Annotated in this window: 22 protein-coding genes; 16 read left to right on the top strand and 6 right to left on the bottom strand. The window is 46.3% G+C overall.

Going from position 1 to position 18,866, the window contains the following annotated elements; all coding sequences use genetic code 11:
- The first annotated feature begins 254 nt into the window (after window positions 1-254).
- Window positions 255-1,106, top strand: a complete 852-nt coding sequence (gene rfbD, locus NE671_RS10565; RefSeq protein WP_173740437.1) for a dTDP-4-dehydrorhamnose reductase — start codon at window positions 255-257, stop codon at window positions 1,104-1,106.
- Between the two features lies 1 nt (window position 1,107).
- Window positions 1,108-2,406, top strand: coding sequence for a dicarboxylate/amino acid:cation symporter (locus NE671_RS10570; RefSeq protein WP_015526900.1), 1,299 nt, complete (start codon window positions 1,108-1,110; stop codon window positions 2,404-2,406).
- A 119-nt stretch (window positions 2,407-2,525) separates the two neighbouring features.
- Here the strand turns inward: NE671_RS10570 and NE671_RS10575 are convergent, their stop codons facing one another.
- Entirely contained in the window at window positions 2,526-3,443 is a 918-nt protein-coding gene (locus NE671_RS10575; RefSeq protein WP_015526901.1) for a LysR family transcriptional regulator, read from the bottom strand.
- 191 nt (window positions 3,444-3,634) lie between these two features.
- Here NE671_RS10575 and NE671_RS10580 point away from each other — a divergent pair, with 191 nt between their 5' ends.
- Both NE671_RS10580 and NE671_RS10585 read left to right on the top strand, forming a co-directional pair.
- A complete protein-coding gene (locus tag NE671_RS10580; RefSeq protein WP_021977051.1) occupies window positions 3,635-4,558 on the top strand; it encodes a 4Fe-4S binding protein in 924 nt (307 codons plus the stop codon).
- 195 nt (window positions 4,559-4,753) lie between these two features.
- Window positions 4,754-6,736, top strand: a complete 1,983-nt coding sequence (locus tag NE671_RS10585; protein WP_044961021.1) for a sodium-translocating pyrophosphatase — start codon at window positions 4,754-4,756, stop codon at window positions 6,734-6,736.
- Window positions 6,737-6,859: 123 nt separating this feature from the next.
- On the opposite strand, the gene NE671_RS10590 is transcribed toward NE671_RS10585, so the two are convergent.
- From NE671_RS10590 to NE671_RS10610, 5 genes are read right to left on the bottom strand one after another with little or no spacing between them, the layout of a single operon-like run.
- Window positions 6,860-7,486, bottom strand: a complete 627-nt coding sequence (locus tag NE671_RS10590) for a stage V sporulation protein AA (RefSeq protein WP_256163966.1) — start codon at window positions 7,484-7,486, stop codon at window positions 6,860-6,862.
- A gap of 25 nt (window positions 7,487-7,511) precedes the next feature.
- Window positions 7,512-7,868 (bottom strand): SpoVA/SpoVAEb family sporulation membrane protein, encoded by a 357-nt coding sequence (locus NE671_RS10595; protein WP_059085334.1) that lies wholly within the window; start codon window positions 7,866-7,868, stop codon window positions 7,512-7,514.
- 2 nt (window positions 7,869-7,870) lie between these two features.
- Window positions 7,871-8,926: a stage V sporulation protein AD gene (locus tag NE671_RS10600; protein ID WP_256163967.1), complete on the bottom strand. Its 1,056-nt coding sequence runs from the start codon at window positions 8,924-8,926 to the stop codon at window positions 7,871-7,873.
- Window positions 8,923-9,381 (bottom strand): SpoVA/SpoVAEb family sporulation membrane protein, encoded by a 459-nt coding sequence (locus NE671_RS10605; protein WP_059085336.1) that lies wholly within the window; start codon window positions 9,379-9,381, stop codon window positions 8,923-8,925. Before NE671_RS10605 ends, NE671_RS10600 begins: the two co-directional genes overlap by 4 nt.
- 41 nt (window positions 9,382-9,422) lie before the next feature.
- Window positions 9,423-9,839, bottom strand: coding sequence for a stage V sporulation protein AB (locus NE671_RS10610; protein ID WP_015526908.1), 417 nt, complete (start codon window positions 9,837-9,839; stop codon window positions 9,423-9,425).
- Between the two features lie 191 nt (window positions 9,840-10,030).
- On the opposite strand from NE671_RS10610, the gene NE671_RS10615 reads away from it, so the two are divergent.
- The 12 genes from NE671_RS10615 to rpsS all read left to right on the top strand — a co-directional run bounded on the left by NE671_RS10615 (window position 10,031) and on the right by rpsS (window position 18,849).
- Window positions 10,031-10,762, top strand: a complete 732-nt coding sequence (locus tag NE671_RS10615) for a tRNA threonylcarbamoyladenosine dehydratase (protein WP_110103643.1) — start codon at window positions 10,031-10,033, stop codon at window positions 10,760-10,762.
- A gap of 117 nt (window positions 10,763-10,879) precedes the next feature.
- Window positions 10,880-11,797, top strand: coding sequence for a UDP-N-acetylmuramate dehydrogenase (gene murB / locus NE671_RS10620; RefSeq protein ID WP_021650759.1), 918 nt, complete (start codon window positions 10,880-10,882; stop codon window positions 11,795-11,797).
- Between the two features lie 187 nt (window positions 11,798-11,984).
- The gene (rapZ, locus tag NE671_RS10625; protein ID WP_015526911.1) at window positions 11,985-12,863 is read left to right on the top strand and encodes an RNase adapter RapZ; all 879 of its coding nucleotides are present in this window, start codon (window positions 11,985-11,987) and stop codon (window positions 12,861-12,863) included.
- A gap of 48 nt (window positions 12,864-12,911) precedes the next feature.
- A complete protein-coding gene (gene whiA, locus NE671_RS10630) occupies window positions 12,912-13,868 on the top strand; it encodes a DNA-binding protein WhiA (protein WP_015526912.1) in 957 nt (318 codons plus the stop codon).
- Window positions 13,865-14,119: an HPr family phosphocarrier protein gene (locus NE671_RS10635; RefSeq protein ID WP_015526913.1), complete on the top strand. Its 255-nt coding sequence runs from the start codon at window positions 13,865-13,867 to the stop codon at window positions 14,117-14,119. Before whiA ends, NE671_RS10635 begins: the two co-directional genes overlap by 4 nt.
- A gap of 145 nt (window positions 14,120-14,264) precedes the next feature.
- Complete coding sequence (locus tag NE671_RS10640; protein ID WP_173740434.1) at window positions 14,265-15,338, top strand: hypothetical protein; 1,074 nt, start codon at window positions 14,265-14,267, stop codon at window positions 15,336-15,338.
- A 349-nt stretch (window positions 15,339-15,687) separates the two neighbouring features.
- Window positions 15,688-16,005 carry a 30S ribosomal protein S10 gene (gene rpsJ / locus NE671_RS10645; RefSeq protein WP_015526916.1) on the top strand — a complete coding sequence of 106 codons (318 nt, stop codon included), beginning with the start codon at window positions 15,688-15,690 and terminating at the stop codon, window positions 16,003-16,005.
- Between the two features lie 65 nt (window positions 16,006-16,070).
- Window positions 16,071-16,703 carry a 50S ribosomal protein L3 gene (gene rplC, locus NE671_RS10650; protein ID WP_015526917.1) on the top strand — a complete coding sequence of 211 codons (633 nt, stop codon included), beginning with the start codon at window positions 16,071-16,073 and terminating at the stop codon, window positions 16,701-16,703.
- Between the two features lie 21 nt (window positions 16,704-16,724).
- Window positions 16,725-17,345 carry a 50S ribosomal protein L4 gene (gene rplD, locus NE671_RS10655; RefSeq protein WP_015526918.1) on the top strand — a complete coding sequence of 207 codons (621 nt, stop codon included), beginning with the start codon at window positions 16,725-16,727 and terminating at the stop codon, window positions 17,343-17,345.
- On the top strand, window positions 17,345-17,644 hold the full coding sequence (gene rplW, locus NE671_RS10660; protein WP_015526919.1) for a 50S ribosomal protein L23: 300 nt from the start codon (window positions 17,345-17,347) through the stop codon (window positions 17,642-17,644). Before rplD ends, rplW begins: the two co-directional genes overlap by 1 nt.
- Before the next feature lie 62 nt (window positions 17,645-17,706).
- Window positions 17,707-18,552, top strand: a complete 846-nt coding sequence (rplB, locus tag NE671_RS10665; protein WP_015526920.1) for a 50S ribosomal protein L2 — start codon at window positions 17,707-17,709, stop codon at window positions 18,550-18,552.
- Between the two features lie 15 nt (window positions 18,553-18,567).
- Window positions 18,568-18,849, top strand: coding sequence for a 30S ribosomal protein S19 (gene rpsS / locus NE671_RS10670; protein WP_015526921.1), 282 nt, complete (start codon window positions 18,568-18,570; stop codon window positions 18,847-18,849).
- Window positions 18,850-18,866 lie beyond the last annotated feature (17 nt).

The raw sequence follows: 18,866 nt of genomic DNA on the forward strand, positions 1-18,866 counted from the left end.
TCGGGAGTTATGGAACTCCCGATCCTCAGGATTTCTGTAAATTCTGTTCACAAAAACATCTTGAGGAAATACTGCTGGTGGGCAGTAACATCAGCAGCAGGAACCTTATGGAAACAGGGGCTTTTTTCTTGACAGTTTTTTGTGATATTGATAAAATATATTACAGTATATAGGTTAAAGGGGCATTGGTTTTGATCTAAATCAATGTCTCTTTATTTTATATATCACACATATTACACCAGGGAGGTAGAAAGATGTTAAAAGTATGGATCGCAGGTGCCAACGGACAGATCGGACGGGCACTGAATGATGTTCTGGATCCAATGCAGATCGAGACTCTGAACACAGATCTTGATGAGCTGAATATCACAGACACAGATGAAGTGATCAACTTCGGTTCCATTAACCGTCCGGATGTGATCATCAACTGCACCGGTATCACAGATACCGATGAGTGTGAGAAGAATCCGGAACATGCATACCGTGTCAACGCACTGGGAGCAAGAAACTTAAGCATCGTGGCAAGAAAATGCGGGGCAAAGATCGTCCAGCTTTCCACAGATGATGTTTTCGACGGAAAGAGCAAAAAACCGTATACAGAGTTTGACGATACCAATCCGCTGACTGTTTACGGCCGTTCCAAGAGAGCCGGAGAGAACTATGTAAAAGAGTTTACACACAAACATTTCATTATCCGAAGCAACTGGGTATACGGAAAAGGCGGAAACAATTTTGTAAACCGTGTGCTGGAGACAGCAGAAAAAGGCCAGGCGCTTTCCGTTGCTTCGGATCAGTTCGGATCACCGACTAGCGCCAAGGATCTGGCAAGAATGATCCTGTATCTTATCGATACCAACGAATATGGAACTTATCACGTAACCTGCAGCGGTGTATGCAACCGTTATGAGTTTGCAACCGAGATCCTTCGCCTTGCAGGAAAGGAGATCGAACTGAGATCCGTGCCGACAGAGCAGTCAGATCTTTCTTCTGTCAGACCGCCATATGCCGTCCTTGATAATTTTATCCTCCGTATTATTGAAGTGTATGACATGCCGGACTGGAAAGCATCGCTGAAAGAATATATGGATGAAAGAGCGGAGGACTAGAATGAAAGAGAAAAATATAAAAGAGAAAACACAGCAGAAAAAGAAAATGGGCCTTACCACGAAGATCTTTGTGGCGCTGATCGCAGGTGCGATACTGGGAATCATTCTCTGTTACCTGGTTCCTGACAGCAGCTTCAAGAAAGATGTGATCGTGGAGGGAATCCTTTATGTGATCGGACAGGGATTTATCCGTCTGATGAAAATGCTGGTTGTACCGTTGGTATTCTGTTCCCTTGTCTGCGGAAGTATGTCCATCGGTGATACCAAGAAGCTTGGAACCGTAGGTGTGAGAACACTGGTATTTTATCTGGCGACTACAGCTCTGGCTGTTTCGGTTGCTCTGACGGTAGGTAATCTGATCAATCCGGGTGTGGGACTCGATATGAGCTCTATTCAGTCCTCCGCTTCCTCTGTGGAGACTATGGAGGCGACCTCTCTTACGGATACCATCCTGAATATCATTCCGGACAATCCGATCAATTCCCTGGCAAGCGGAACCATGCTTCAGGTTATCGTATTTGCCCTGATCGTGGGTGTGATTCTTGCGAAAATGGGAGAGCGCGCAGAGACAGTAGCGAACTTTTTCAGCCAGTTCAATGACATCATGATGGAGATGACCATGATGATCATGGCACTTGCACCGATCGGTGTATTCTGCCTTATCAGCAGAACCTTTGCAAACATCGGTTTCAGCGCATTTATCCCGCTGGCAAAATATATGATCGGTGTTCTCCTTGCACTGGCGATCCAGTGCTTCGGCGTATACCAGATCCTGCTGAAGATCTTCACAGGACTGAATCCGATAAAATTCATCAAGAAATTTTTCCCGGTTATGGCATTTGCATTCTCAACAGCTACATCCAATGCCACGATCCCGATGTCCATTGATACCCTGTCCAAAAAAGTGGGTGTTTCCAAGAAGATTTCTTCATTCACCATTCCTCTTGGAGCTACCATCAACATGGACGGTACCTCTATCATGCAGGGGGTTGCCGTAGTATTTGCGGCACAGGCTTTTGGTATCCACTTAAGTCCGATGGATTATGTGACAGTTATCGGAACTGCAACCCTTGCTTCCGTAGGAACTGCCGGTGTACCAAGTGTTGGTCTTGTTACCCTGACCATGGTATTTAACTCTGTAGGACTTCCGGTTGAGGCAATTGGTCTGATCATGGGTATTGACCGTATCCTGGATATGACCAGAACAGCGGTTAACATTACCGGTGATGCAGTCTGCACAACCATCGTTGCACACCAGAACGGTGCACTGGATAAAAACGTGTTCAACGAATCAAACTAAATATCCGGTTCAAAAAAAGATCCGACCCTGTCGGGTGAGAAAAAACGAAAAACGGCTGTACATATCGTAAGAGCGATATGTGCGGCCGTTTTTTTTACTGGATCAGGTAAGTCCCCTGCTTATTCCTGTTCCAGAACACCCATGACAGAGGGTAGTTCCAGCTGCTGATAGGTGTGAAGGATCTTTTCCAGCTCAAAGATAGCAGGGGTAAGAAACTTATTCTTGTGATAGACCAGCTTGAATTTCCGGTTCCATTCCCCTGCTTCGTTGCAGAAGACCCGGACTGAACGGTGACGGATCTCATGATGCATAAGACGGATGGACATAACAGAGAGCATCTGGTTATACAGCACTGCGTTCAGCAGTGCCCGCGGACTGTTGGCTTCCCAGGCAGTTCGGATCTTCAGATCATGGCGAAGGGTGTAATCCTCAAAAAGCTGTCTGGTACCGCTTCCATATTCCCGGACTGCAAATTTCTGGTTGTTCAGCTCCTGGACATGGATGCGTCCTCTGCGGTAAAACGGATGCTTTTTTCCGGCGGCAAGGACCAGACAGTCGTCGATGATGGGAAGAACGACAAGGTCCGGGGAATGGATCTCACCTTCTACCACAGCAGCGTCCAGCTCAGAACGCAGAAGCTTCTGTTCGATATTTTGCGTGTTGGTGACAAAGGAGTAAACGTCAAGGTCCGGGATTTTTTTCTGCAGATCCAGGATAATGGATGGGGTCAGGCAGGTTCCCACAGTGAGGGTGGAGCCAAGCTTCAGGGTGGAAGACTGTCCCTGGTTCTGCATCAGCTCTTCCAGCTGCTGAAACTGGCGGATCATTTCACGGGCATGGGGAAGAAGAAGCTTTCCCCGTTCTGTGAGATAAAGCTTTTTTCCAAGACGTTCAAAGAGAAGGCCGTTATAATGAGCTTCCAGCTCACGGACGGCCTGACTGACTGTTGGCTGGGAAAGATAAAGATGTTTGGCAGCAGCACTCATGGAGCCCTGTTCCGCAACGGCCGCAAAAACAGTGAGATGGCGGATGGTCATATGGAATCTCCTTTTATTGTAAATTGGTATATAGGTAAAACCTATCATTTTTATAAAATAATATCATTTCTCAAATACATCTTCAAGTGGTATAGTAGGAAGTACGTGAAAACGATTTCAACATTGCAAAATACAGGGCAACGATACCGTGGGAAAGTATCGGAATGCCGGTGAGACCAGGAGGAGGAAATATGTCAGCATTAACTGTAAGCAAAGAGGAAGAGAAAAGACTGAAGGGGCAGGGTTTTTTAAATAACCGGGGAACCGATGAATTTTCTGCACGGGTGATCACTGTAAACGGAAAGGTGACAGCGGCACAGCACAGATGTATGGCGGAAGCAGCAGAGAAATTCGGCAACGGAAATCTTACCTACACGACCAGGCTTTCCGTGGAGATCCAGGGAATCCCCTACGAAAAGATCGAAGAGTTTCAGGAATTTATTGCGAAGGAAGGTCTGGAGACAGGAGGAACAGGAGCAAAGGTCCGACCGGTAGTATCCTGCAAGGGAACCACCTGTCAGTATGGACTTCTGGATTCCTATGCAATTTCAGAAGAGATTTTCCGGAGATTCTATAAAGGCTACCGTCAGGTTGCACTGCCGCATAAATTTAAGATCGCAGTAGGCGGATGCCCGAATAACTGTGTGAAACCAAATCTGAATGATGTGGGGATCATCGGACAGAGGATCCCGCACTTTGACAGCGAGGCATGCAAGGGCTGCAAAAAATGTGCCATTGAAGCTGCATGTCCAAACAAAGTGGCGAAAGTCGTTGACGGGAAACTGCACATTGATGAGGAGCTTTGCAGACACTGCGGAAGGTGTGTGGGAAAATGTCCATTCCATTCCATCCCGGACGGTACCTACGGATTCAAGATCTATATCGGTGGACGCTGGGGAAAGAAAATTTCTCATGGAAAGGCCCTGAACCGGATCTTTACGTCAGAGGAAGAGGCACTGGATGTTATTGAGAAGGCAATCCTGCTTTTTAAGGACCAGGGATTAAAGGGAGAACGTTTTGCCGAGACTATAGAACGAATTGGATTCGAAAATGCAGAAAAACAATTATTGGAAAAAAATCTTCTGGAAAGAAAAATGGAAATTTTGTCCAAATAGAGATATAAAAAACTTCCTATTATATAATCTGTCTGAAACTGAAAAAATGCGAGCAATAATATAAAAAATTTTTATCCCATTTATATAAATTTTTATTATATCACAATATTAACAAAAAACTAAGTGAAAATTCTATTTGAAATATGCAAAATAATGTGATAAAGTATTAACAATACATGAACGGAGGTAAAAAGAGTGGAAAACTACATGTATTTGGTGCCGGTGGCAGCAGTACTGGCACTTCTGTTCGCAGCATACCTTGCAGCGAAGGTCAGCAAGCAGGATGCAGGAACAGACAGAATGAAGGAGATCGCAGGTGCGATCGCAGAAGGTGCCCGCGCCTTCTTAACAGCAGAGTACAAGATCCTGGTTATTTTTGTAGCCGTACTTTTTGTACTGATCGGAATCGGAGTTGGAAGCTGGGTAACAGCAATCTGCTTCGTAGTAGGTGCTCTGTTTTCAACAATCGCAGGATACTGCGGTATGACCGTTGCAACAAAGGCTAATGTAAGAACAGCAAATGCAGCAAAAGAGGGAGGAATGAACAAGGCTCTTTCCATTGCATTCTCCGGCGGTGCTGTTATGGGTATGTGTGTTGCAGGTCTTGGTGCACTGGGTGTCAGCGTTGTGTATATCATCACAAAGAACGTTGACGTACTTTCTGGATTCAGCCTTGGTGCTTCTTCCATCGCACTGTTTGCACGTGTTGGTGGTGGAATCTATACAAAGGCAGCTGACGTAGGAGCTGACCTTGTAGGTAAGGTTGAGGCAGGAATCCCGGAGGATGACCCTCGTAATCCGGCTGTTATCGCGGATAACGTAGGTGATAACGTAGGTGATGTTGCCGGTATGGGTGCAGACCTTTTTGAGTCCTATGTAGGATCTCTGGTATCTGCCCTTACACTTGGTGCGGTAGCCGGAGCAGTTTCCGGTGTTCTCTATCCGCTGGCTATTGCAGGCTGTGGACTGATCGCATCCATCATTGCAACATTCTTTGTAAAAGGTGATGATAATTCCAATCCGCAGAAAGCCCTCACAAGAGGAAGCTATGTATCTGCAGCACTTGTTATCATCGTGTCCCTGATCCTCAGCAAGACTCTCTTCGGAGACATGAAGGCAGCCATTGCTGTGATCGCAGGTCTTGTTGTCGGTGTCATCATCGGAAACATTACAGAGTATTACACATCTGCAGATTACAAACCGGTTCAGGGAATCGGCGAGCAGTCTGAGACAGGTGCAGCTACAACTATCATCAGTGGTATCGCAGTAGGTATGAAATCTACAGCATTCCCGATCCTGCTGATCTGTGTTGGTATTTTTGTAGCATACGGTGTGGATGGATTATACGGAATCGCTCTTGCAGCAGTTGGTATGCTTTCCACAACAGGAATCACAGTTGCCGTTGACGCGTATGGACCCATCGCTGACAATGCCGGTGGTATTGCAGAGATGTCAGGTCTGGATGAGTCAGTTCGTGAGATCACAGATAAGCTTGATTCTGTAGGTAACACAACAGCAGCTATGGGTAAAGGCTTCGCGATTGGTTCCGCAGCTCTTACAGCGCTTGCTCTGTTTGTATCTTATGCGAATGCAGTAAATCTGGATGCGATCAATATCCTTGCTCCTCGTGTTACGATCGGTATCTTTATCGGTGGTATGCTTACATTCCTCTTCTCGGCCTTCACAATGGAATCCGTTTCCAAGGCTGCTTACAAGATGATCGAGGAAGTAAGACGCCAGTTCCGTGAGAAACCGGGTATCATGAAGGGAACTGAGAAACCGGATTACAAATCATGCGTTGCGATCTCCACAACAGCAGCTCTTCACGAGATGATGCTTCCTGGAATCATGGCGGTCGTTGTTCCGGTTATCGTAGGTGTTGTTCTTGGCGTTGAGGCTCTTGGAGGACTTCTTTCCGGTGCTCTTGTAACAGGTGTACTGATGGCGATCTTCATGTCCAACGCAGGTGGTGCATGGGATAATGCAAAAAAATACATCGAGACAGGTCATCATGGCGGAAAAGGCAGCGAGGCGCACAAAGCAGCCGTTGTCGGCGATACAGTCGGCGATCCGTTCAAAGATACATCAGGGCCTTCCATTAACATCCTGATCAAGCTTATGACTATTGTATCACTGGTATTTGCTCCTCTGTTCTTATCCATCGGAGGACTTCTGTAAATATCATTTCAGAAAAAAAGTAAACCCATATTATATAAAAAAAGCTCTTTGCAGAGAAATCTGCAGGGAGCTTTTTTTGTGCGACAGGCGGCGGAATTGTACGGATATGAGAGTGTGCTCTGGTTATGATTCAGTTTCTGGATTTTCTGTCCGTGCAGCCTGTTCAATCAGTGTCCGGTTTACATCATCCTCATAGGTCCGCATCTGCACCTGCATAGGTGTGGGATCATCGCTTAGCTTCAGATGCCCGAAATGATTAAAGAAGATCAGTACGCCGAGGCCGATCCCGATGGAGTAGGAAATCTCCAGGATGGTAAAGCCGGAGGAACTTTTTCCCGTAACAAGAGCGTAAAACTGGCTAAAAAGGCTGCCCATATCTACGTCATTATTAAAGGTCATAATGGAAAAAGCGGCGCCGAAAAAGGAAACCAGGCATACAAAAAGGATTTTCACATACCGGAAAATTTTCCCTGTGGCAGAGCTGATGCGGTAGGTGATGATAAAATCCGTTTCCCCGATGGGAGAAATATCAATGGAGGGTTCCCGCTTCTGGATCTTTTTCAGAAGATCCGAGACAGACATCACATAGCGTCCGGGCTTTTTCGCATCCAGAACGATCACAGGCATGACCCGCAGACGATTGAGAATTTTGGGGTCACTCATGGAAAGTGCAGCGATATCCTGAAGATATACATGTGGGTTGGTGACTTCAATGTTCTGATCCAGCTGCAGATAAAGAGTATCACTCATGAGAAAAAACTCCTTTCCCGGAATATTATTTTTTCATTTTTGGACGGAAGAAGAGACTGGCCAGATAAGAGAAGATCAGGGCGGAGGAAACTCCGGCAGCACAGGCAGTGAAGCCTCCTGTAAAAAGCCCAAGGATGCCGTCTTCTTCAATGGCTTTTTTCATACCCTCCCATAATACATGTCCGAAACCGATCAGCGGGACGGAGGCCCCGGCACCTGCAAAATCCACCAGCGGCCGGTAGACGCCAACGGCACTTAACAGGGCGCCGCTACATACCAGAAGTACCATCACACGGCCAGGCATCAGCTTTGTCTTGTCCAGAAGAATCTGGATCAGGGCACAGACAAGGCCGCCGAACCAGAATGCGTTAAAGTAATCCATGCTCATACCTCCATATGCTCGATGACAATTCCGTGGGCAATACCCGGAATACTGTCACCTTCATTAAAACTTACTTTGGAAAGAAGCGCTCCTGTTGGTACAAAAAGGATCCGCTTCCATTCTCCGGATACAATCTTCGGAAGGATGTAGGAGGCAAGGACTACAGCAGAACAGCCGCAGCCGCTTCCTCCTGCGTGGGTGTCCTGAGAAGGATCGTCATAGATCAGGATACCGCAGTCTTTATGAATGGGAGAAAGCCGGATATTTTGTTCCTCCAGAAGATCCAGGAGAATTTTCTGCCCGATGATTCCCAGATCCCCGGTAAAGACGGCATCATAATCCGAAGGCGTCCGCCCGAAATCCGAAAAGCTTCGTGCAATGGTATCGCAGGCTGCAGGAGCCATACAGCCTCCCATGTTCATGGAATCCCTGAGACCGTAATCCATCACACGGCCGGCAGTAAGGCCAGTGATAGCAGCACAGCCTTTGCCGGAGCGCAGAGGAGCTTTTTCTCCGGGAGGAGATGTACTTAGGATACAGGCACCGCTTCCGGTTACTGTCCAGGTGGCAGAAAACGGCCGCTGGTTTCCGTATCCCAGAGGAAAACGAAATTCTTTTTCCGCACTTGCGAAATGGCTGGAGGTGGCACATAAGACCCGTGTGCCGAATCCGGCGGTCAGAGCAAGGGAACCGAGAGAAAGTGCTTCCCCTATGGTGGAGCAGGCGCCGTAAAGACCGTAAAAGGGAATTCCAAGTCCAGCGGAGCCGAAACAGGTGGCTGATGTCTGAGCGAGAAGATCTCCGGCGAACATCAGATGGATATCTTCGGAGCTCAGTCCGGCTTTGCTTATGGCCTGAGTGGCAGTTTCTTTCTGCAGTGTGCTTTCCGCAGATTCCCAGGTGTCACAGCCAAACATGGGATCTTCACAGACCAGGTCAAAAAGATCTCCAAGAGGACCGTCCGCCTCTTTCTGACTGACGATGGAGGCGGCGCTTTCGATATACAAAGGCTGTGAAAATGCAATGCTGGCTGCGCCAAGTCTGAGATTTTTGCTCATGATATCACCTCCAGGATCTTCAGGATATAATAGATCACACCCAGTCCCCAGGCGCTTAAGATGCCGTAGAGGATCACAGGACCTGCAATAGTAAAGATCTTGCACCCTATGCCGAAAACCTGTCCTTCTGCCCGGAACTCAATGGCGGATGCAGCCACTGAGTTGGCGAATCCGGTAATGGGAACAAGACTTCCTGCACCGCCGAATTTGCCGATTTTGGGATAAATACCAAAGCCTGTGAGAAGGACGCTTAAGAGAATGAGAAGGACAGAACACCAGGTTCTGGAATCGGAAGCATCTGCACCGAGAGCCTGTGCTGTGTTTAAGATAACCTGTCCAAGAAGACAGATCAGTCCGCCTGTGAGAAAAGCTTTTGCCATATTCAGCGGCAGACTGTGGGTGGGAGTAAGCTGCTTGACGTATTGTTCATATTTTTTTTCGTTGATATTTTGCATATGGAAAATCCTTTCGTGAGATGGTAGAGTGACAGTAAGAATTACATCCAGCTCATGGCATAATAAAACAGGGAGCCCAGGGCTTTTCCAGCAGCAATGGAAATTATTACCGGAGAAAGCCCCTGAGAGAGCTTCAGCCGTCTGGCAAAGACGGGAAAGACTTTTGCGATCTCTGCCAGTGCAAGGATCCAGCCGCCCAGGAAAATTCCGAAAAATACTCCGCAGACAGCCAGGAAAAAAGGTCCCAGCGGAATTCTGATCGGAAACAGGGTGACGACGGTTCCGGCAACTGTTCCCAGAAGTGTCAGATCTTCATAAAGAAAAATCTGGTCAGCTGTATGCGTGATACCTGCATAGCGGGGAACAATGGAAAGGCCGATCAGCAGTCCGGAGACACCTCCTGCAACGATGATCCCGGCACAGAAACCGATAAAGCACAGAATCAGCTGTTGAAGCATGGACAGAACCTCCTTGTGGGATTGTATGGGAATAGTATGAGAAAATATAAATTTTTTATGCGAAAATCTTAAAAAACAAGAATATCTGTACATTTACGGACAGAGATAGTATAATAAAAAAGAATATGGACAGCGGCGGACAGGCGCTGTCTTTCTCAATCAAAAGAAAAAACAGTGTCAGGAGGACGGATATGCAGGATGCTTTTTCACGTATGGAATTGCTCGTTGGAAATACAGGTGTAAAAAAACTCAGCAGGGCGAAAATTGCAGTATTCGGTCTTGGCGGAGCCGGATCACAGGTGGCAGAGTCACTTGCGCGCTGCGGTGTAGGGAGTCTGACACTGATCGATCATGAAAAGATCACATTGACGAATATCGGAAGCCAGGTGCTGGCACTTCATTCTACTCTGGGAATGAGCAAGGTAGAGGCGGCCAAGAAGAGAATCCGGGATATTGATGAGAATATTTTGGTGCATACCTACGAAACCTTTTATAATGAGGAGACTGCGGGAATGTTTGAATTACGTTCCTTTGATTATATTGTGGATACAATGGGAACACTGTCGTCAAAACTGCTTCTGATCAGCAGAGCAAGGGAGGGACGTGTGCCTGTGATCTCCTGCCTGGACATCGGGGACAAGATAGACCCGTCTAGACTTGAGGTTGCGGATATCAGCAGGACCACAGTATGCCCGGCGGCCAGGATCATAAAAAAAGAACTGCGTAAACAGGGAATACGTAAACTCAAAGTACTGTATTCCAGAGAACAACCGGCAAAAGAAAAGCTTTTCAGACGGAGAAGAACTATGGTGAAGAAGCCTGCCGAAGGAAATATTTCCTTTGTGACAGGGACTGCGGGATATCTGCTGGCGGGAGAAGTTGTGCGGGATATACTGTCAGCCGGAAACGCTTCACACAGCTGACAGCAAATGAGAAATTGAGCGCAGATCACGGACAGATCCAGTTCATGAGCATGAGTCAAGGCGGAACAGTAATGTCTGCTTTACAGAAATAAAACAGAAAGACTGAGGAAATAAAAAGTGAATTCAGAAATCATAAAAAAGTTCTGCGATCTTCTTGGAGAAGAACGTGTTTTTACAGGCGAAGCAATGAGCCGTCATACAACTTTTAAGATCGGAGGTCCGGCGGATTATTTTCTGATGCCGGATAAAGACACAGATGTGGGTCGTATCGTAAAAATCTGTAAAGAAAGTGCGATCCCTTATTTTATCCTCGGAAACGGAAGCAATCTTCTGGTAGGAGACGGCGGTTACCGTGGCGCGGTTATCCAGATCTACAAAAATATGTCTGCCGTTACCGTAGAAGGAACAGAGATCACCGTACAGGCAGGTGCGCTGCTTTCATCGGTGGCAGCAGCAGCAAAAAATGCAGCTCTTACAGGCTTTGAGTTTGCAGGCGGGATCCCGGGAACTATGGGCGGTGCGGTTGTGATGAATGCAGGTGCCTATGGCGGCGAGATGAAGGATGTTCTCACAGAGGTAACTGTGATGGATGAGGAGGGAGAGATCGTTACCCTTCCGGCAGATAAACTGGAATTGGGATATCGTACCAGCATCATCAAAACCGCAGGTTATATCGTGCTGGAAGCAAAGCTACAGCTGAAGGAGGGAAATCCGGAAGTGATCCGTGAGACCATGAAAGATCTGACGATCCGTCGTACCACCAAACAGCCGTTGGAGTATCCCAGTGCTGGAAGTACCTTTAAGAGACCGGAGGGATATTTTGCAGGTAAGCTGATCATGGACAGCGGTCTTGCTGGATATCAGGTAGGTGGTGCACAGGTTTCTGAGAAACACTGTGGCTTTGTGATCAATGCAGGCGGTGCAACTGCCAGGGATGTCCGCACGCTGATGGATAATGTCAGGGATATCGTTTATAAGAAATATGGAGTTACGCTGGAACCGGAGGTGAAGTTCCTGGGTGATTTTGAAGCCTGATGACCATTTCTGGTACATCGTTTTCAAAATAATTATACCACTTACTTGTCTGTGGATCCGATCGCACAGACCTAAAAGGCTCAGCGTAGTCCGGCTTTCAGGTACCCAGGATATGAAACAGAGGGAACAGGAATGCGTATGTACGCTTTGCAGATAACGGAAGAAGAAATGGAAAGGAAGAGAGACTATGCGTTTTGTGATCGTTACAGGAGTGTCAGGAGCAGGAAAAACAGCTGCACTTAAAATGTTGGAGGATATGGGATATTTCTGCGTGGATAATCTTCCAATCCAGCTTCTGGAAAAATTTGCTTCCCTTCTTCCTGAGATGCAGAGCGAAAATGTTAGAAATGTGGCTCTGGGGATCGATGCCAGAAGCGGAAGTGCCCTTGATGAACTGGAAGTAGTTCTGGACCGTATGAAGCAGACCGGGTATGATTACGAGATCCTGTTTATGGATGCAGAGGATTCTGTCCTTGTAAAACGCTATAAAGAATCCAGAAGAAGCCACCCGCTGGCAAGAGCAGGGAGAGTGGATGAGGGAATCCGCCTGGAACGTGAGAAAACAAAATTTCTCCGGAAACGTGCGGATTATATCATTGATACCAGCCATCTGCTTACCAGGGAGCTTCGCCAGGAAATCGAAAAGATCTTTGTGGATGACAGAGAGTTCAGCAATATCATGATCTCTGTGCTTTCCTTCGGCTTTAAGTATGGAATCCCGGCAGATGCAGATCTTGTGTTTGATGTGCGATTTCTTCCCAATCCCTATTATGTGGATGAACTGCGTCCTCTGACAGGCCTTGACGATGAAGTGTTCAATTATGTGATGGCCAGTGATACGGCGAAAGCCTTCGCGGACAAACTGGAGGATATGATCCGTTTTCTGATCCCTAACTACATTAAAGAAGGGAAAACAAGCCTTGTGATCGGTATCGGATGTACAGGGGGAAAACATCGTTCTGTTACTATTGCCAGAGAACTTTTTTCCAGGCTTTCCAAATCGGATGAATACGGCATCCGCCTGGAGCACAGGGATGCGGAGAAGGACAGACTTCTGAAAAAATAACTGCCGCGATGAAAAGGGTGGCAGGGAAACAGTAAAAGAGGGTTCGGGATGTCATTTTCAGGAAAAGTCAAAGAAGAACTTGCAGGACAGCTTAGTCTGGCCAGGCATTGTCAGGTGGCAGAACTGGCGGCACTGCTCTGCGGCTGCGGCCGTGTGGAAAAAATGTCGGATGGAAACAGAAAACTATGGATCCAGACAGAAAATGAAGCAGTTGCAAGAAAAAGCTTTACATTATTGCGAAAAACCTTTAATATAGAGACAGCGATTGTTATCCGGGAAGGGTCTCATCTCAAACGGGGTAAGGTATATCTTGTTGAGGTTACGGATCCTGCCAGAACAGAGGAAGTACTGCAGGGGACAAAGCTTTCTGTGGATAACGAAACCGGTTTACTTGAAATGGATAATTCGCTTGTGGTTCAGATGAACTGTTGCAAGCGGGCATTTATTCGCGGTACTTTTTTGTCGTCCGGTTCGATCAGTGATCCAGAGAAAGGGTATCATTTTGAGATCGTGTGTCCGGACAGCAGGAAAGCGGAACAATTACAGGGGATTATCCGCAGTTTTCACGTAGAAGCTAAAATTGTGGTGCGCAAGAAATCATATGTGGTCTATGTGAAGGAAGGCGCGCAGATCGTTGACATGCTGGCAGTCATGGAGGCGAACGTAGCCCTTATGGATCTGGAGAACATCCGGATACTTAAGGAAATGCGTAACACGGTAAACCGTAAGGTGAACTGTGAGGCTGCGAATATCAATAAAACGGTAAATGCGGCAGTGAGACAGGTGGAAGATATACAGCTGATCAGCAGAACTATCGGCTTTGAGAGCTTAAGCGATGGACTGGCACAGATAGCCAGGCTGAGACTGCAGTATCCGGATGCCACACTGAAAGAATTAGGTATGATGTTGAATCCGCAGGTGGGCAAATCAGGTGTGAATCACCGGCTTCGCAAGCTGAGTGAGATCGCAGATGAGCTGCGGGAGAACAAGGAGGAGCTATTATGATTAAAAAACCAATCACTATCAACTTATCCACTGGACTGGAGGCAAGACCTGTAGCACAGCTTGTTCAGGTGGCAAGCCAGTTTAACAGTGAAATTTATGTTGAGATTGGCAAAAAAAGAGTCAATGCAAAGAGCATTATGGGAATGATGACCCTGGGACTTGACGCTGGAGAAGAGATTACACTGTCTGCCAACGGTGATGATGAGAATGCAGCGATGGAGAGCATTGAACAGTATTTAAGCAACCAGTAATCAGTTGGGACAGAGCAGTCCGCGGAAAAGGGTAGATTCCTGCGGATGTGGAATATAAAGGGATACAGACGGAAAGGAAGACCGATTCCCGCTGTATCCCTTTACGCTTCAAAGTACCTACAAATATGAAAGAGGAAGATTACCTATGTCAAAAGTATTGAAATTTATCGTACATTTTGTTGTGATATGCACACTGATCTGTGTACTGGGACTTGTTCTTCCGCCGTTCTTCGGGGTGAGAACAGTGATCGTGGATAAATCCGATAAGGCAACGAACCTCCCAGTCGGATCTGTTACATATGCGATCCCGGAGAAGAGTTCTGCGATCAGCGCAGGTACTCCGATCCTTGTACAGAAAGATTCCGAGACATATAAATATACGATCACCAATCTCGATGCCTCCAAGGGAACCGGAACAGTAACAGATCAGTCCGTTTCCGGAGGAAAGACTTTTACCATTAAGGTTGGAGATTATGTTCCAAAAGTTGTAGTTACCATTGGCTATGTGGGATATCTTATGGTGGCTACAGAAAGTATTGAAGGCCTGATCATTCTTGGTCTGGTCGTATTGTTCCTGATCATCCTGTATGTGATCGCAGAACTCTGGAAGAAAGAGCCGGATGATATTGAGGAAGATGTGAACGATCCGGAACCGGGTTATGGGAAGTCCAGGAAAGAACTGAAGCAGGAAGAAAAAGCACGTGCCAGAAGAATGAAGGAAGAAGAAAAAGAGATCATTCAGGAAGAAAAGGCACGAAAACACAAAAATAAAAAAGCAGATAAGCGTAAGGTCCGTACGGGCGGTTTCGTAGATGAGATTGACGAGGAGGATGTTACAGGCTATTCGGAGAATAAAAAGAAGGTTGCCATACAGCAGACTGCACAGACTGCCGCAAGTGAAGCTCATGCGGAACTTAAGAAAGAGATTGCAGCAGCCACTTCAGAAGAAGCAGATATGCTTTCCAGACTGGAAATGGCAGAACGTACGGTTGAAGAAAACAGAAAGCCGCATCCGGCCGGAAAGGTCGAAGAGGTTCCGGAAGAGGAGCCGGTTACCATTGGAAGCCTTGCGATGCCGTCTTATTCCGCAGCGCAGCTTGCAAGCCGCGTAAAGAAGGCCGGTGATGCACCGGATATCGTTAAGGATGACATCACGAAGGTTACACTGTTTGATTACTCGGATATCATCAGTGGTGATGTGGACGATATGGAAGAATAAAATAAGTACCTATTATATAAGAAGAAAATGGTTCAGAAATGAGCCATTTTCTTCTTTTTTAAAAAAAATCAAAAAAATTTAAAAAAAGGCTTGCATTCTGAAGAATCATCGTATATACTAATCCTTGCTGTGACATTGATAGCTATGAAGCGCGAGGTTGCTGCCACACTGGCAGGTTTTCCGTGGAGCGAATGTCAAGTTAGGAAACTGACGACAAGTCACTGTACAAAGTTCAATAACCATCTTGGGATGGGACGTGTGTGCAAATATACCATGACACACACGGAGATGTGTACAGTCGCCGCTTGTCGTACTGCTATATAAGTACGAATAGGAGGAGACTTTTTTTATGGCAAATCAGGTAATGAGAATCACATTAAAGGCATATGATCATCAGCTCGTTGATGCATCTGCAGCAAAGATCATCGAGACAGTAAAGAAGAACGGAGCAATGGTAAGTGGACCGGTTCCGCTTCCTACTAAGAAAGAGGTTGTTACAATCTTAAGAGCTGTTCATAAATACAAAGATTCCAGAGAGCAGTTTGAGCAGAGAACACATAAGAGACTTATCGATATCCTGACACCAACTCAGAAAACAGTAGATGCACTTTCCAGACTGGAAATGCCGGCTGGTGTTCACATCGATATCAAGATGAAAAACCGCTAATAATGTCATTTGACATTAACTATATGATTACCGAATGGTAATCCGCTATAAGGAGGAAGAAAGAAATGAAGAAAGCTATTTTAGCTACTAAAGTCGGAATGACTCAGATCTTCAATGAAGATGGAATGTTAATTCCGGTAACTGTTTTACAGGCAGGTCCTTGCGTTGTAACTCAGGTTAAAACTGAGGAGAACGATGGATACACATCAGTTCAGGTTGGCTTCGGCGAGATCAGAGAGAAACTGGTCAACAAACCGGAGAAAGGCCACTTTGACAAAGCTGGTGTAGCTGTAAAGAGATTTGTAAAAGAGTTCAGATTTGACAATGCCGGCGAGTATGAGGTTGGACAGGAGATCAAGGCTGATATCTTTGCAGCAGGAGATCATATCGATGCTACTGCAGTTTCCAAAGGTAAAGGCTTCCAGGGCGCCATCAAGAGACATGGCCAGTCCAGAGGACCTATGGCTCACGGTTCTAAATATCATCGTCATGCAGGTTCCAACGGCGCTTGCTCCGATCCGAGCAAGGTTTTCAAAGGAAAACATATGCCAGGTCACATGGGACATGTTCAGGTAACTGTTCAGAATCTTGAGATCGTACGTGTAGATACAGAAAATAACTTACTGTTAGTTAAGGGTGCTGTTCCAGGACCTAAGAAATCTTTGGTTACAATCAAAGAGACAGTAAAGTCCTTATAATAGGAAAGGAGGAGCATCAGAATGGCTAATGTAACTGTTTATAATATGGAAGGCAATGAAGTTGGCACAATGGAGCTGAATGACGCAGTATTCGGCGTTGAGATCAACGAGCATCTCGTTCATCTTGCAGTTGTTCGTCAGCTTGCAAATAACCGTCAGGGAACTCAGAAAGCGAAAACTCGTTCTGAAGTAAGAGGCGGCGGAAGAAAACCGTGGAGACAGAAAGGAACAGGTCATGCAAGACAGGGTTCCATCCGTGCACCACAGTGGACAGGCGGCGGTGTTGTATTCGCTCCGGTTCCGAGAGATTATGAAGTAAAAATGAACAAGAAGGAAAGAAGAGCAGCTCTTAAATCCGCTCTGACATCCAAGGTTCAGGATAATAAACTTGTTGTTGTTGACAGCCTTGCACTTGCTGAGGTTAAGACAAAAGAGATGCAGAAGGTTCTTACAAACCTGAAAGCAGAGAAAGCTCTTGTAATCACAGCTGACAACGATCAGAACGTAGTTCTTTCCGCAAGAAACATCGCTGACGTGGAAACTGCAACACCGGCTACAATCAACACATACGATGTTATGAAACACAACACCGTAGTTGTTACAAAGGATGCCGTTGCATCTATCGAGGAGGTATACGCATAATGGCAAGTATTCAGTACTATGACGTAATCATCCGTCCGGTTATCACAGAGAAATCCATGGCAGACATGGGTGAGAAGAAATATACATTCCTTGTACATCCGGAAGCTAACAAGACTCAGATCAAAGAGGCTGTTGAGAAGATGTTCGAGGGAACAAAAGTTAAGAGCGTAAACACCATCAACAGTGATGGAAAGAAAAAACGCCGTGGAATGGTAGTTGGAAAAACTGCTAAGACTAAAAAAGCTATCGTAGCTCTTACAGAAGAGAGCAAAGATATCGAGATTTTTGAGGGACTTTAATTAACAGATAAGTCCGAATATGTGCACGAAAGCACGAGAACAAATTCGAAAGGAGAAACATCATGGGAATCAAAAGCTATAACCCATATACACCGTCAAGAAGACATATGACTGGTTCCGACTTCTCTGAGATTACAGCTGCAAAACCAGAGAAATCCCTCGTTACTTCCCTTAAGAAGAACGCTGGACGTAACAATCAGGGTAAGATCACTGTAAGACATCAGGGTGGCGGAAGCAGAAGAAAATACAGAATCATCGACTTCAAGAGAAGAAAAGATGGAATCCCTGCAACAGTTAAAACAATCGAGTACGATCCGAACAGAACAGCTAACATCGCTCTGATCTGCTACGCAGATGGCGAGAAAGCTTACATCCTCGCTCCAGAGGGACTTAAAGTAGGCCAGAAGGTTTACAATGGTCCGGAAGCAGAGGTTCGTGTTGGAAACTGCCTCCCACTGGAGCTTATCCCGGTTGGTACTATGGTTCACAACATTGAGCTTCATCCTGGAAAAGGCGGACAGATGGTTCGTTCTGCAGGAAACGGCGCACAGCTCATGGCTAAAGAAGGAAAGTACGCAACACTTCGTCTTCCTTCCGGTGAGATGAGAATGGTTCCGATCGTATGCCGCGCAACTGTTGGTGTAATCGGAAACGGAGATCACAACCTTATTAACATCGGTAAAGCCGGACGTAAACGTAACATGGGTATCAGACCTACAGTTCGTGGTTCCGTAATGAACCCGAATGACCATCCACATGGTGGTGGTGAAGGTAAGACCGGTATCGGACGCCCAGGTCCTTGCACACCGTGGGGCAAACCTGCTCTCGGCCTGAAGACCAGAAAGAAAAACAAACAGTCCAACAAGTACATCGTAAGAAGACGCGATGGAAAAGCATTATCGAAATAATAAGGAGGAGAAAGCATGTCTCGTTCACTGAAAAAAGGACCTTTTGCAGACCAGAGCTTACTTAAAAAAGTAGACGCTCTTAACGCTGCAAATGATAAATCCGTAATCAAAACTTGGTCTCGCCGTTCCACAATCTTCCCGTCTTTCGTAGGACACACAATCGCTGTTCATGACGGAAGAAAACATGTGCCGGTATATATCACAGAGGATATGGTAGGACACAAACTTGGTGAGTTCGTTGCAACAAGAACTTACAGAGGACACGGAAAAGACGAGAAGAAGTCCGGAGTACGCTAGTCATCAGATTTATAACT

The organism is Blautia sp. DFI.9.10, from assembly GCF_024461705.1.
Taxonomy (GTDB): Bacteria; Bacillota; Clostridia; order Lachnospirales; family Lachnospiraceae; genus Blautia_A; species Blautia_A fusiformis.